This is a genomic window from Lysobacter sp. K5869 (assembly GCF_018847975.1).
Classification (GTDB): domain Bacteria; phylum Pseudomonadota; class Gammaproteobacteria; order Xanthomonadales; family Xanthomonadaceae; genus Lysobacter.
Genome location: NZ_CP072597.1, coordinates 4,618,772 through 4,632,216, shown reverse-complemented (window position 1 = coordinate 4,632,216; position 13,445 = coordinate 4,618,772). Strand labels below are relative to the sequence as shown.

The following is a 13,445-nucleotide window of genomic DNA, read 5'->3' as shown; positions in this document are numbered from 1 at the left end:
GGCTAGCGGCTCAGGTGCCGCAGATCTGCGGCGTTCCGGCATAGCCGCAGCACAGCTTGCCGTTCTCGTTGACCAGGTTGCGGCCGCCGAAGAAGTCGGAATAGCACTGGCTGAATTTATTCATGTCGAAGCTGGTGTTGCGCCAGTTGCCGTCGCGCTGGCGGCAGCTCGCTTCCAGGGTGCAGCCGTTCATGCGCACGTCCTTGCAGCTGTTCCAGAAGGTGAAGGGATCGCGCTTGGGCGGCAGGCTGCAGGCCGAGGCGGCGGCCTTGGGGAACGCGGAGAGCGCGGCTTTATCGGCTGCGGGCTTGGCCGACGGCGGCGCGGCATGGGCGACGCCGAAGCACAGCAACAGACAGACGGTCGATGCGATCGAACGATTCATGAGACCTCCTGCGTGACGCGGGCGGGCGTGCCGGCCCCGCGCCGGTGGGCGATGTCCGCGCGGAACGGGTCCGCCGGCGTTGGCGTGCGTGCCGCGATGGGCGCGGCGCTAATGGCAACGCGCTGGCGCGCCGGCGCCGGTCATGCCGGCGCGGCGGAATCGGGGTTGCGCGAGTGCCGTCACGAATCGGCGGTGAGCCTCGCGGGTGGTTTCGCGCGCGGCGCACGAGTAGCGCCCGGTCGATGCGCCGGCGCGCGCTCAGGACTGAACGGGTGTCCGATCCGATCGGCGGCGCGATCGGACCGGACTCGCGGGCGCGTGGCGCTCAGCGATTGACCGCCGGCCCGTTGACGCCGGCGTAGCCGTTGGCGCAACCGGTGGTGCAGGTGGTCGCCAGCATGTTGTAGACGATGCGCCCGGCGTTGGTCTTGGAGCGGAAATGGCCGACGCCGTTGCTGGTGTCGCCGCCGCCGATGTTGTACGGGCTGCCGTCGCTCCAGTTCCAATCGTAGCTGTAAGCGGCCGAGCCGAAACCGATGTCCACCTGCGCCTTGAGGTTGCTGGCCGCGGCGAACAGCGCGCTGTCGGCGCAGCCAGCCGAATAGCTGGTGGTGAAGCACTGGATCTGATCGTAGGTGCCGGCGGTGATGGTGTAGAAGGCGATCGAGGAATACATCGTCGGCATCGCGCGCAGGCTGTTGCTGCCGCTGCCGGTCCAGCGGTTGTAGCCGTAATAGGGCACGCCGCTGCTCGGGAACAGGCCGAAGGTGTAGTAGTCGTACGGGAACACGTAGGCCTCGGCGTTGCAGGTCGGCGCGTACGGCGACTGATAGCCGGTGCTCAGGCAGGTCTGCAGGCCGCGCAGGCCGCCGCCGATGTTGACGAAGCGGCGCACGCTGGCCTGATAGCCGTAATAGCGCAGCGTCGCCAGCGCCATCGACGAGCCCAGCGAATGGGCGACGATGTCGACCTGACTGCGGCCGGTGTAGAGCTTCACCTTGTCGATGAAGGTCTTGAGGATCTGGTACTTGGACGGCTGGTGGTAGTTGTACTGCGGCGAGCCGCGTTCGTCGGCGTCGAGATAGGTGATGCCGAACAGTTCGCAATCGTTGTAGCCGCGCGCCTTGAGCTCGTCGTAGACCGAGTTCGCCGGCGTCGCGTAGCCGCTCACCGCGGCCGGCGGCATGTCGAAGCTGATCGCGCTGTCGCCGTTGCCGGCGATGAACACCACCGGCGTGCGCGTGGCGACGCAATCGCCGCCGCCGAACCCGCCGCTGCCGACGCCCGGCGCGAAACCGCCGGCGTACTGGCTGGCGGCGCCTTGGCAGGTGTAGCCGTTGTTGGCGCCGCAATCGAGCGCGTAGGCGTCGGTGGGCGCGAGCGCGGCGAAGCCGCCGGCGGCGGCCAGGGCCAGCGTCGCGGCGCTGGCGGAAAGCCATTGGAGCGTGCTGCGGAACATGCGCGTTTCCCTCCCCAGGGTGTGTGCGCGGCCGCGGCGGATGCCGGGCCGGTCCGAACATCGCATCGATGCTGGACCCGGGCGGGGGGCTTGGGTATTGCACCAAAGGGAAGGGGTGGATGCGGCGGTCGCGGTCGTCGGCGCGCAGGCGGCGGAGCGCGCGCTGCGACGTTCGACCCGGTCCCGTTCGGGTGCGTCGCCGCGCGCTCGATGCGAGCGGCCGCCGGGCCGCGGGCGAGGCTTCGCACGCGGTCGCCAATCCCGGCGACATCGCCTACCATCGTCGGCGCGCCGGGGATCGCGGCGTATTCAGGACTTTTCGCCGCATGACCACCTCGCTGATCGTCGTCGACGATTTCTTCGGCCAGGCCGAAGGGCTGCGCCAAGCCGGGCTCAAGCTGACCTATCCGGATCAGCAGGGCGCGTTCCCCGGACGCAATTCGCAGGAGCGCATCGAGCTGGACGGGCTGGAGCATTACGTTTCCAGCATCGTCGGCGAGCGGCTCAAGCCGCTGTCGCCGCAGGGGTCGCACGCCAAGTTCCGCATCACCCTGGGCAGCGACGAAGGCCGCGGCAAGGTGCACGTGGATCCGGGCTATTGGTCCGGCGTGTTGTATTTGAGCCGGCCGGAAGATTGCCGCGGCGGCACCGAGTTCTTCCGCCATCGCCGCACCAACACCGACCGCCGGCCGATGAACGAGCGCGAGTTGGCGGATCTGGGCTACGCGTCGATCGACGAGGCGCATACCGACATCATCGAACGCGACGGCATGGACGACAGCTGCTGGGAGCCGACCATGACCGTGCCGATGCGCTTCAATCGCCTGGTGCTGCTGCGGCCATGGCTGTGGCACACGGCCGGTCCGGGATTCGGCGATCGCCCCGAGAACGCGCGTTTCGTCTATCTGATGTTCTTCGCCGCGGCCTGAGCCCGGCGCGGGGCCGGGCTCGGCTTCGCGAGACTCAACGCGCCGCGGGCGGCTCCTGGGTCAACGGCCGCACGTACGTCACCAGACTCATCAACAGCTTGCCCGGCTCCTCCCACTGCATCATGTGTGAGGAGCGTTCGAACCACACGCCGCGCTTGTACGGCGCCTTGACCCGCTTGAGCCACGCTTCGGTCGGCTGCGAGGGCGTGGTGTAGTCGTGGCGGCCCATGAACATCAGCACCGGGATCGGGAATTCGCGCACGCCGCTCAGGTCGGTGGCGAGGAATTCCGGCAGCAGCTTGCCCAGCGAATAGACGTTGCCTTCGTCGACGGCGGCGCGTTCGCAATCGCTGGCGTAATCCGGCGACAGGCGCGGGGCGCGGTAGAAGTACGGCGATTCGTCGCGGTAGGCGGTCAGGCCGCCGTAGTACTGCGCCCACTTGCGCGCGGTGATGATGCGTTCTCGGGTCACCGGCCGGTCGCCGGGGTAGGGCGCGATGGTCTTCATTTCCTCGACCGCGGCGGTGTTGCCGTGCGCCAGCGCCTGCTGCATGCCGTAGTCGAAGCTGAGTTTCTCGTTCTCCATCACCTTGATCGCCTGGCCGATGCCGACGTAGGCGTAGAACAGGTCGGGGCGCTTGAGCGCGGCCTGCATGCCGACGATGGTGCCCCAGCTGTGGCCGGCCAGGACGATCTTGCGCTTGCCGTAGCGCTTGCGCACGTACTCGGCGACCTGGATCGCGTCGTCGACGTAGGTGGGGATGTGGATGCTGTCGGCGTAGCCCTGCGGGTCTTGCAGGGTGTAGGTCTTGCCGGCGCCGCGCTGGTCGTAGTTGACCACGGTGAAGTATTCCTCCAGCGGACGCTGGAACTGCCACATCGTCGGGATCAGCGGCGAGGCCGGGCCGCCGTGGACGAACAGCAGGATCGGGTTGTCGCGGTCCTGGCCGCGCACGTTGATCCATTGCTGGATGCCGCCGATGGGCGCGGCGTAAGCCTCTTGCACGCCGTTGGGCGCGACGATGCGGCCGAGGTCTTCGATCACCGCGCGGGCGTCGGCGTACTTGGCGGTGTCCTTGCATTCGGCGGCCGCGGCCGGCGCGGCGGCGCAAGCGGCGGTCAGCAGCAGGGCGAACAGGGCGGGGGCTTTGCGCATGGCGGTGATCCTGGCCTCGGGTTTGAGGTCTTGGATACGCCCGCCGCCCAGATGGTTGCAGTGCTTTTCGTAGGAGCGGTGTAAGCCGCGACCGCGCCATCGAGCTTACGACGCAAGTGCGGTTCCGCGGTCGCGGCTTACGCCGCGCCTACGCGCAAAACGCCGGCCCCGGATCGCTCCGGGGCCGGCGAGCGAACGGCCGGCGATGGGATGGGAATGGATCGCGCGGCCGCGCAAGCTCAGTTGTCGATGGCCGAGGCGCCGTACACCACCGCGGCGCCGCCCCCCGGCAGCGTGCACAGCACCGAGACGTAGCCCCAGTAGCTCACCGTCGGCAACGACGCATAGCCCGGCAAGGTGGTGCTGGTCGAGCTGAGCAGGGTGCCGTTGTAGTCGTAGGCGTACAGCCCGCAATACACCGGCGAGCCGCTGGTGTTGCTGCCGTCGACGAAGAAGTTCTGCCCCGGCCCGGTCACCGGATGGCGCGCCACCGGGCAGATCACCGAGCGCGCGCTGGCGTTGATGTTGCGCGCGCCGGAGGTGAGGTAGTCGATGTCCAGCGCTTCGCTGGCGTTGTAGTTGCGGCAAGCGCTGCCTTGCAGATTGATGTTCTGAGCGGTGGCGGCGCGCGCCGGCGTGGCGCAGAGCGCGCCGAGCAGGCCGGCCGCGAGCGACAGGCCGAGAAGCGATGCATTAGCGTTCATTGGGTCACCTCATGGTTGTGGATGGACGTCCCGTTCCCCCCTAGGTCCGGCGGCGCGCGACCGCCGACCCCGGTTCTTTGCCGCGCGATGCTCATCGGCGCGGCGCCGCGGCCGCGGGTTGCGGCCCCAGCAAATACAGCACCAGCGCGCGTTCGCCGTTCGGGCGAACCACCGACTGGCCGACCATGCGCGGCAAGGCGTCGGCGAGCTGCAGCGACCACAGCGGCAAGCGCTTGTCGACCGCGCCGGCGGCGTCCAGGGTCAACTCGATCCGGCAGCTGCTGGAGCGGCATTCCACGTCGCGCGCGGCGCCGCGCAGCGCATCGTCGCGTTGCAGCGAATCGAGCAGGCGCGCGGAGGTTGCGGCCGACCAGCGCGGATCGGTCGGTTCGAGCCGGAACGAGGATTGCAGCCCGGCGACATAGGCCGCGTGCCGCTGCCGATCCTGTTCGGCCAGACGGCGCGCCTGGTCCGGCGAGGCCGTCGCGGGATCGGCGCCGCGGCGGCGCTCGGATGCGGCGATCTGCGCTTGCATCGCTTCGACCTGCTCGCGCAGCCGTCGCAGTTCGTCTTCGCGCGCGGGCGCCGCATCGGCGACGGCGGCGATCGGTGCGGGGTTGCCGGCGGCGGCGTCGATGCGGCCGGTGCGGGCGGACCATGCCCATGCCAGCGCGAACGAAGTCAGCGCGGCACCGCCGATCCATAGCGGGTAGGAAATTTTCATGGGCGAAGATGTAACCCAAGCCGCGTCCGCGCGCACGTCGCTTAAACAACGACAGCGCCGAGTCCGCGCAAAGCCTCCGACCACAGCGCGGCGACCAGCTTGCGCCGCGAATGGCGTCCGCTCTTTTGGTAGATGCGTTGCCACAAGGTGCGCACGGTGGAGATCGAACAGCTCAGTTGCGCGGCGATCTGCTTGTCCTCGGCGCCGCGCGCGGCGGCCAGCAGCACCGCGCGTTCCATCGGGCTCAATGGCGGGCAGACACGCGCGGCGGCGGCCTGCAGCAATTCGTCCTCGCCGTCGGGCGCGGCACGCAGGGGGATCGTAGACATCCGATGTCCGCGAAGGGTGGGGGCATTAATCGAACGTCGCCGTGCGCGGCGGCAGGACAACGCGGGCGCCGTGCCGTTCACGAGCGCGCGATTCGCGTTCCTCGCGCGCTGCGCGCAGTGCGCGGCGCACCGGGAGGTTTCTCCGTCGCGCGCGAGAAACGCGGCCGTGCTGTCCGCTTTCGCGACGGGGCCGCGTTGTGGCCGGCGCTTTCGCGGCTCCCGCCGCGGCCGGGGAAAACGCGAAAAAAGGCGGCCGCGGGGCCGCCTTTTTTCGTGGCGCAGCGGAATCAGGGCAAGCGCGTGCCCTGATCGGCGATGGCCAGCCACTTGGCGCCGTCGTGGGTGTAGGTCACGCCGGTCAGCGCGCGCTGGCGATAGCCGATGCGTGGGATCTCGTACACGGTCTCGTACAGGATGTACGCCGAGCGGCAGCCGTCGACCACGCGGTAGCGCTCGGTCCAGCTCCACTTGGCCTCGCGGTTCTGGAAGTGGCCGGCGAGCGCGGCCATGATCGCGTCGATGCCGATGCGCACGCCGCCGCTGTCGAACACCGTCACCGCGCGTTCGTCGTGGCCGGCGCGGAAGGTGTCGGCGTCGTAGTCGCGGAACGATTCCATGTCGGCGCGTTGGGCCGCTTCGAACTGGCGCGCGCAGCCGCGGGCGCGGCCGTTCTGCGAGGCGTCGGACGCGGACGGTTCGGCGGCGGATGCGGCGCCGGCCACGGCGCAAAGCGCGGCGGCGCAGGCGAGGACGAGCGAAAGACGGCGGGTGGCGTGTTGCGGGACGGACATGGCGCGCTCCTGTGGGCGGCGGATGGTGCGCTCACGCTAGCGGCGCGGATCGCGCGGCGTTGTCCCGCGATCGCGGCGCCGCGCGCCTTCGTGCGACATTGCGCCGCTTGCGCAAACCGGGTCAGACGAACGCGCAAACCCGGACAAGCCGCCGCGCCGCCGTCGCGCGACCGCGATCACAACCCGGAACACAGGTGACAGCCACCACTAGTGCGGCATGACGCGGCCGGCTGCAATGACGTGCGCGCCGCCCCTCCGTCCGGAGCCGGGCCTGCGAAGCCGGGGAGTCCCACGTCGCTTCGTTCCCACGCCGCGCGCGCCGACACGCACCTTCAGCAGGGGAATCGCGCTTTGAGCATCGAATCGACATCCGTCCGCACCCGCCGCCCGTCGTGGCTGGCGGCCTTGAGTCTGACCGTCGCGCTGGCCGCGCCGATCGCCGGCATCGCCGCGCCGCCCGCCGCGCGCATCGGCGGCGCGGGACAAGCCCACCTCGGCCTGGCCTGGCCGGCCGCGCCGACCGCGCATTACTGCGACGCCTTGCGTCCGGGCCCGACCCAGGCGCCGGAAGGGGCGATCATCGTGCCCGCCGGCGACAACAGCCATTTCGATTTCGCCCGCAACGGCACCTTCTGGTTCGAGACCGGCGAACACACCTTCGGCGACGACGTCTACGGCCAGATCATCGCCCGCGCCGGCAACCGTTACCTGGGCGCGCCCGGCGCGATCCTCGACGGCAAGAACAAGAATCTCTACGCGATCACCGGCGATGTCGCCAACGTGATCGTGCGCAACCTGACCATCCGCAACTACGGCCGCGGCCGCGACAACTTCGACCAGGGCGTGGTCAACCACGACGCCGGCGAGCATTGGATCATCGAGGACAACCTCATCGTCGACAACGACGGCGCCGGCGTGTTCCTCGGCAGCCGCAACGAAGTGCGGCGCAACTGCCTGAAGAACAACGGCCAGTACGGTTTCAGCATGTACCGCCCGCCGCTGCAGAGCGAGCCGGCGAGCGAGACCAATCCGGTGCCGGGCCGCTCGGCGATCGTCGACATCGTGCTGGAAGACAACGAGATCGCCGGCAACAACACCGACGATTGGGAAGCCTCGACCAAGTGCGGCTGCACCGGCGGCGGCAAGTTCTGGGACGTGCGCGGCGCCAAGGTGACCGGCAACTACGTCCACAACAACCGCGGCACCGGCCTGTGGGCCGACACCAACAACATCGACTTCCTGTTCGAGAACAACTACGTCCGCGACAACGACGGCGTCGGCTTGTGGTACGAGATCAGCTACAACGCCACCGTGCGCGCCAACACCTTCATCGGCAACGGCTGGGTGTCGGGCAACGCCGACCGCGGCTCGCCGGCGCCGGCGATCTACCTGTCCGAATCCGGCGGCGATTCGCGCCTGCCCTCGGCCACCAGCGGCTCGGACAAGCTGCGCGTCTACGACAACTACTTCGAGAACAACTTCTCGGGCGTGTCGATCTACGAGAACGCCAACCGCTTCTGCAACTCCAACGGCAACACCAGCCAGGGCTACTGCACGCCGTTCGTGCATCCGGTCAAGATCGTGCGCCCGGATCCGCAGCATCCCACCGTCTATCCCGATCCGGTCAGCAACCTGCACCCGTGCTACACCCAGATCGGCAGCGATCCGGTGCTGCAGCGCGATTGCCGCTGGCGCGCGCAGAACATCGAAGTGACCGGCAACGAGTTCTACTTCGACCCGGCCGTGGTGCCGTGCGGCCTGTCCAGCTACTGCGGCGCGCAGGCGCTGTACGCGACCGGCAAGGACAACATCAGCTGGTCGCCGTACACGGTGAAGCAGGTGCAGGACGATGTGATGTTCCATAACGGCAACCGCTTCGCCAACAACCACTACTACGGCCCGTGGCGCTTCGCCAAGCGCTTCGGCGAAGGCATCGGCTTCAGCGCGTGGCAGGCCGCGCCGTATCTGCAGGACGCCGGCAGCACCACCGACGGCGCCGCGTTCAACCTGATCGATACGCCGACCGCGACCCTGGAAGAATCCGCCGGGCTGTGGACGGCGTGGTACGGCAGCTCGGTGAGCCGCGCCGACGTCGGCCACTCCGGCGCGCACAGCCTGCGCGTCGTCGCCGAGGGCGGTTATTGGGGCGTGTCGGTCGCCAATCATCCGGGTTATCTGGCCGACAACGGCCTCAAGCGCCTGAGCTTCTGGGTGCGCCACGCCGCCGGCACCGCGCCGCTGCCGTCCAACGCGCGCGTGCGCCTGCGCTGGCTCAAGGAAGACGGCACCGCCGCCACCGGCGACGACGACACCTCGTACAGCGACGTGTTCTTGAACGCGAACAGCGACGATTGGCAGCAGGTTTCGGCCACCGTGCAGCCGCCGGCGCTGACCGCGAGCGTGTGGGTGCTGCTGATCGGTTCGACCGATTCCAGCGGCCACGAGAACGCGACCTTCCTGCTCGACGACGTGGTGCTGGAAGACGCTTCGCACTGACCCATCCCAAGCCCCGCCACCGGCGGGGCGGTTTTACGGCCGCGCTCATGCGCGGCCTTTTTTTTGCGGCCGGCGGCGTGCGCGCGGCGGACCCTTGTCCGCCGCCGCCGCCGTTTGGCGTACATACGAATGCCGCGCGGACGGCAAGCCCTCGCCGTTCCGCGAAATCCGTCACAAAGGACGTGGGTCCATCGCGCGCCGCCCGCCGTAAGCGGGTCGCGGCCGGCGCGCGCCTCCGACCGCTTCGATCCCTCTCCACAGACGGAACGCGCTTATGAACGCCAGCAACGCCGCAGTGCGCGCTGTACCCCAGGCCGGCGCTTACGCCGCCAACCCGGTGCTCGACACCGATCTGACCTTGGCCTTGGCGGTCGCGTCGAAGGCCGCCTACACCTATTTCACCGATCCGCAGCAGCCGATCGTGGCGCCCAGCGGCTACACCTGGCGCGACAGTTGGACCGGCTGGGACGCGATTCTGCTGACCGGTTCGGTCGAATCCTTCGGCCTGGTGTTCCAGTCGCAGGCCGAGCCGGGCACGTATATCTTCGCGTTCCGCGGAACCGATTCGGACCTCGACGCGTGGGAAGACGTGCACTTCATTCCCACCGATTTCGTCCCCACCAGCAACAGCGTCAGCCCGACGCCGCGGGTGTCGTCGGGCTTCTACGGCATCTACGACGGCATCGGCGGCGACATGAGCGCGTCGATGCGCCAGCAGTTGTTCGCGCTGCTGCAGAAGTACCAGCCGAGCCAGCTCTACATCACCGGCCACAGCCTCGGCGCGGCGCTGTGCCAGTTGTTCTCGCTGGACGTGGCGGTGAGCAAGCCGATCTCGACGCTGACGGCCTCGCTCAACCTCAACTTCTCCAGCCCCATGGTCGGCACCGACAACTGGGCCGAGGCGTACGCGAGCGTGATCGACGCCAGCCAGAGCATCCGCGTCTACAACTATTGGGATTACGTGCCGTCGCTGCCGCCGTCGGCGTTCGACTATCAAGCGGTCGGCACGGGCTTTCGCACCGCGTTCTACGTCGACAAGGAATGGTTCCCGCATTTGTTGGCGCGGCACGCGCTGTTGAACCTGACCGCGGTGCTGGAGAACGCGCTGCCGTTGTCGCCGCAGCAGTGGCAGGGGACGTTCCAGGATCAGGTGCCCGGCGAAACCCAGTGGACGATGATCAGCACCTATCCGCCGAGCGGCGCCGATGTGCGTTGGGCCGATCAGGCGCAGACGCTGATGAAGGCCGAGGCGGCCACGGCGGTCAAGCTGGGTTGAATGCGGCGCGGGGTTCTCGGGCCTGAGGCGTTTCGCCCGGATCGCCGCGATCCGGGCGGAACGCGCCGGGCCCGAAGGCCGTCGCGCGCGGCCTCCGCCCGGACCCGCATCGCGCCGATGGCCTTCACCCCGGCATCAATGCGCGCGGCCTTATAGTGGCCGCCGTTTTCGCCGCCGCAAGGAATCCGCCATGACCGTTCGCCTTCTCGCCGCCGCGCTGCCGTTCGCGCTGCTGACCCTGAGCGCCTGCAGCACGCCGTCCGAACCCGCCGCGCCCAAGCCGGCGCAAGCCGACGCCGGCCACAGCGCACCCAAGGGTGTGGGCATGGCCAACCCGGCTTCGGTGCATTGCCAGAAGCTCGGCGGCACCCTGGAGATTCGCACCGGCAAGGACGGCGGCCAATACGGCCTGTGCCATCTGCCCGACGGCCGCGTGTGCGAAGAATGGGCGCTGATGCGCGACGGCAAGTGCGAGAAGCCGGCGGAGTAACCGCGGCTCTCGCGATCGTCGGAGGCGCGGCGGTACCGCGCCCGATGCCTTAGTTCCCATGCATCGCCCGGGCGCGAAACCCGGGCGACGGCATCGATCAGCGGCCCAGCGCCGCGCGCAGCCCGGCCACTTCCAGCTTCAGGGTTTCGTTCTCGGCCGTCAGTTCGGCCACGCGCTGGCGCAGCGCCTGCAATTCTTCGCTCTCGTCCGCGTTCGGCACGAACTTCGCCGGCAGCGCTTCTTCCTCGATCTCGACCTCGGGCTTGGCCTCGCGCGGCTTGCGCTTGGACTCGCGCACGCGCTTGGCCGCCTGCTTGAGTTCGCTGCCGCCGGCCAGGGCCGCGGCGCGCTGCTCGTCTTCCGGCAGCGTCGCCACCGCGGCGGCGGCGTTGATCGAGATCGCGCCGGATTTCACCGCGGCCACCACTTCGGGCGCGGCTTGCTTGTGGATGGTCTCGATCATGCCGACCTGGCTGTTGCTCAGGCGCGCGGCCTTGGCCAGCGCCTGGCGGCTGTCGAGCGCGGGCGCCTGGAACGCGGCGTCGTCCGACCACGGCGGCGCGTCGCCGGCATCGCCCGCGGCTTCGGCCGGCGCGGCGGCCTCGGCTTCGGCGGCGCGTTCGGCCTCGGCGCGGGCGCGCCGTTCGGCCAGGATTTCGCGCTTGCGCAGCGCCAGCACGCCGCGCTGGAAGTCGGAGACGCTGCGGCGGCCCAGGTGCTGGTCGATCATCCACAGGTGAACGTCGTCGAGGGTCTTGAAGCGCTTGTTCTGCACGGTCTGGAACGGCAGGCCGTGCTGCTTGCAGATGCCGTAGCGGTTGTGGCCGTCGACCAGCACATCGCCCCACAGGATCAGCGCGTCGCGGCAGCCTTCGGCGAGCAGGCTGGCTTCCAGCGCCGAGTGCTCCTCCGGGGTGAGCGGGTCGATGTAGGCCTTGAGCGATTCGTTGATGACGATATCCATGCGGCGTGCGGCGTTCCGAACGGGTGGGGGGCGGGCATTGTAGGCAGTCGCGGCGGCCGCGTCAGGTCGGCGGCCGCCGCGCGCGCGGATCGGCCATACTGCAAGGGCCGCGCCTTCGCGGCGCCACGTCGGGGGACGGATGCGGCAAAGTCGGTTGGCATGGGCGGCGCTGGGCGCGTTGGCCGCGGGCGCCGCCGGCGCGCACGGCCTGTCGGTCGGCGCGGGCGAGGTGCCCAAGGGCTGGGCGGCGATCGCCGCGCCCGACAGCATCGAGCAATGGCAGTGCGCGATCGACGCGCTGCGCCCCTGGGACGTGTTGGCCGACACTGGCGGCCGCGTGCGCATCGCGCCGCAACAGCCGCCCGCGCCGCTGCGCGTGGCCCTGGCCGACGGCGCGATGGCGGTCGGCGAAGACGGCCGGGTCGAATGGATTCCGCGCAAGGGCGCGGCCGGTTTCGCGCTCAGCAACGCCGACCTGCGTCCGCGCGCGGCGACCGGGTACGCCGGCGAGGTGTTCGTCGCCGAAGGGCGCAACCGCGCCGGCCGGCGCGAGGGCGCGATCCTGCGCTTCGAGCGCCGCGACGCGCAGCGCTGGCGGATCCACCGCATGATCGAGCTCGACGCGGTGCCGGTCGCGGCCGCGCGCGACGGGCGCAACGACTGGGTGGTGCTGACCGATACGGGCCTGATCCGGGTGGATCTGGCTGCGCGACGCCAGCAGCCTTTGCACAGCAATCCGCGCTGGGCGCGGCTGGAGCCGCAATCGCTGCAGGCCTCCGGCGCGGGCTGGCTGATCGGCACCGACCACGGCGTGATCCGGTTGATGCCGTTCGGCGAACGTTTCAGCGAGCAGTGGCTGGTGCCGGAGAATTGCCGCCGGCTGGCGGCGCCGCAGTGCGAGTGCCGGCCGCAGCGGTTGCAGCGTTAGCGGCGCGGCGGGATTTCACGGTCCAACGGGAGCGGACGATGGCGGGGATGGCATGGATGCTGGCGGCGATCGGGGCCGCGGTGGCGGTGGGGGTCGATGGGGAGCCGCCGAAAGGTTGGGTGGCGGTGGAGCCGCCGAGGACCGAGGCGGGGCGGTACTGCGCGAACTATTCGCGGGAGAGTTGGGCCGTCGAAACCGCCGCGAACGGGACCCTGCGCTTACGGTCCGCACGCCGCGGCGACGGCGATCTGACGGTGCGCGAGGTGCTCGCCGACGGCGCTTTGCTCGGTTACAACCACGGCGAGTTCGGCGGCCGGATCGAATGGCTGCCGCGCGACGGCGGCGCGCGTTTCGAGATGAAAGACGTCAATCCGGTGGCCTCGACGCAGTATCGCGGTCAAGTGATCGTCGCGCAGGGGCTGGCGCACCTGGGCCTCAACGACGGCTCGGTTCTGCGCTTCGAACGTCTCGATGGACGCCGCTGGCGCATTCATCGGCTGGCCGAACTCGACGCGGCGCCGGTCGCGGCGTTGCGCCGCGGCGACGATGCCTGGTGGTTGTTGCTGAGCGACGGGTTGGCGAAAGTCTCTTTGCAAAGCGGCAAGCTGGAGAGGGTGTATCGCAACGACGATTGGCGCTTCGTGCGTCCCGATACGATCCAGGCGCTCGGCCAAGGCTGGCTGCTAGGCGCGGCCCGCGGCGTGATCCATCTGCAGCCCACGCCCGACGGCGGCTATCGCCAACGCTGGTGGATACCGGCGCAGTGCGCGGCGTTGGAGCCGACGTGCAGCTGCGCCGATCCGCCGTACTGACT

Annotated in this window: 14 protein-coding genes; 6 read left to right on the top strand and 8 right to left on the bottom strand. The window is 69.6% G+C overall.

What is annotated here, in order from left to right; genetic code table 11:
• Positions 1-10: 10 nt before the first annotated feature.
• Both J5226_RS19390 and J5226_RS19385 read right to left on the bottom strand, forming a co-directional pair.
• Positions 11-385 (bottom strand): CVNH domain-containing protein, encoded by a 375-nt coding sequence (locus J5226_RS19390; RefSeq protein ID WP_215836175.1) that lies wholly within the window; start codon positions 383-385, stop codon positions 11-13.
• Positions 386-710: 325 nt separating this feature from the next.
• The gene (locus J5226_RS19385; RefSeq protein ID WP_215836174.1) at positions 711-1,844 is read right to left on the bottom strand and encodes a hypothetical protein; all 1,134 of its coding nucleotides are present in this window, start codon (positions 1,842-1,844) and stop codon (positions 711-713) included.
• A 326-nt stretch (positions 1,845-2,170) separates the two neighbouring features.
• On the opposite strand from J5226_RS19385, the gene J5226_RS19380 reads away from it, so the two are divergent.
• Positions 2,171-2,773, top strand: coding sequence for a DUF6445 family protein (locus tag J5226_RS19380; RefSeq protein ID WP_215836173.1), 603 nt, complete (start codon positions 2,171-2,173; stop codon positions 2,771-2,773).
• A gap of 34 nt (positions 2,774-2,807) precedes the next feature.
• On the opposite strand, the gene J5226_RS19375 is transcribed toward J5226_RS19380, so the two are convergent.
• The 5 genes from J5226_RS19375 to J5226_RS19355 all read right to left on the bottom strand — a co-directional run bounded on the left by J5226_RS19375 (position 2,808) and on the right by J5226_RS19355 (position 6,477).
• Positions 2,808-3,929 (bottom strand): alpha/beta hydrolase, encoded by a 1,122-nt coding sequence (locus J5226_RS19375; protein WP_215836172.1) that lies wholly within the window; start codon positions 3,927-3,929, stop codon positions 2,808-2,810.
• Positions 3,930-4,168: 239 nt separating this feature from the next.
• Positions 4,169-4,633: a hypothetical protein gene (locus tag J5226_RS19370; protein WP_215836171.1), complete on the bottom strand. Its 465-nt coding sequence runs from the start codon at positions 4,631-4,633 to the stop codon at positions 4,169-4,171.
• Between the two features lie 91 nt (positions 4,634-4,724).
• Positions 4,725-5,357: a hypothetical protein gene (locus tag J5226_RS19365; RefSeq protein ID WP_215836170.1), complete on the bottom strand. Its 633-nt coding sequence runs from the start codon at positions 5,355-5,357 to the stop codon at positions 4,725-4,727.
• A 41-nt stretch (positions 5,358-5,398) separates the two neighbouring features.
• Complete coding sequence (locus J5226_RS19360) at positions 5,399-5,686, bottom strand: helix-turn-helix transcriptional regulator (RefSeq protein ID WP_215836169.1); 288 nt, start codon at positions 5,684-5,686, stop codon at positions 5,399-5,401.
• A 287-nt stretch (positions 5,687-5,973) separates the two neighbouring features.
• Entirely contained in the window at positions 5,974-6,477 is a 504-nt protein-coding gene (locus tag J5226_RS19355) for a hypothetical protein (RefSeq protein ID WP_215836168.1), read from the bottom strand.
• A gap of 351 nt (positions 6,478-6,828) precedes the next feature.
• Between J5226_RS19355 and J5226_RS19350 the strand changes: the two genes are divergently transcribed.
• The 3 genes from J5226_RS19350 to J5226_RS19340 all read left to right on the top strand — a co-directional run bounded on the left by J5226_RS19350 (position 6,829) and on the right by J5226_RS19340 (position 10,739).
• Complete coding sequence (locus J5226_RS19350) at positions 6,829-8,973, top strand: right-handed parallel beta-helix repeat-containing protein (RefSeq protein ID WP_215836167.1); 2,145 nt, start codon at positions 6,829-6,831, stop codon at positions 8,971-8,973.
• A 274-nt stretch (positions 8,974-9,247) separates the two neighbouring features.
• Positions 9,248-10,249 (top strand): lipase family protein, encoded by a 1,002-nt coding sequence (locus J5226_RS19345; RefSeq protein WP_215836166.1) that lies wholly within the window; start codon positions 9,248-9,250, stop codon positions 10,247-10,249.
• A 190-nt stretch (positions 10,250-10,439) separates the two neighbouring features.
• Positions 10,440-10,739, top strand: a complete 300-nt coding sequence (locus J5226_RS19340) for a DUF333 domain-containing protein (RefSeq protein WP_215836165.1) — start codon at positions 10,440-10,442, stop codon at positions 10,737-10,739.
• 97 nt (positions 10,740-10,836) lie between these two features.
• Here J5226_RS19340 and J5226_RS19335 read toward each other — a convergent pair whose 3' ends face one another.
• A complete protein-coding gene (locus tag J5226_RS19335) occupies positions 10,837-11,703 on the bottom strand; it encodes a plasmid replication/partition related protein (RefSeq protein WP_215836164.1) in 867 nt (288 codons plus the stop codon).
• A gap of 154 nt (positions 11,704-11,857) precedes the next feature.
• On the opposite strand from J5226_RS19335, the gene J5226_RS19330 reads away from it, so the two are divergent.
• Positions 11,858-12,631 carry a hypothetical protein gene (locus J5226_RS19330; RefSeq protein WP_215836163.1) on the top strand — a complete coding sequence of 258 codons (774 nt, stop codon included), beginning with the start codon at positions 11,858-11,860 and terminating at the stop codon, positions 12,629-12,631.
• 56 nt (positions 12,632-12,687) lie between these two features.
• The gene (locus tag J5226_RS19325; RefSeq protein WP_215836162.1) at positions 12,688-13,443 is read left to right on the top strand and encodes a hypothetical protein; all 756 of its coding nucleotides are present in this window, start codon (positions 12,688-12,690) and stop codon (positions 13,441-13,443) included.
• Positions 13,444-13,445: the final 2 nt, after the last annotated feature.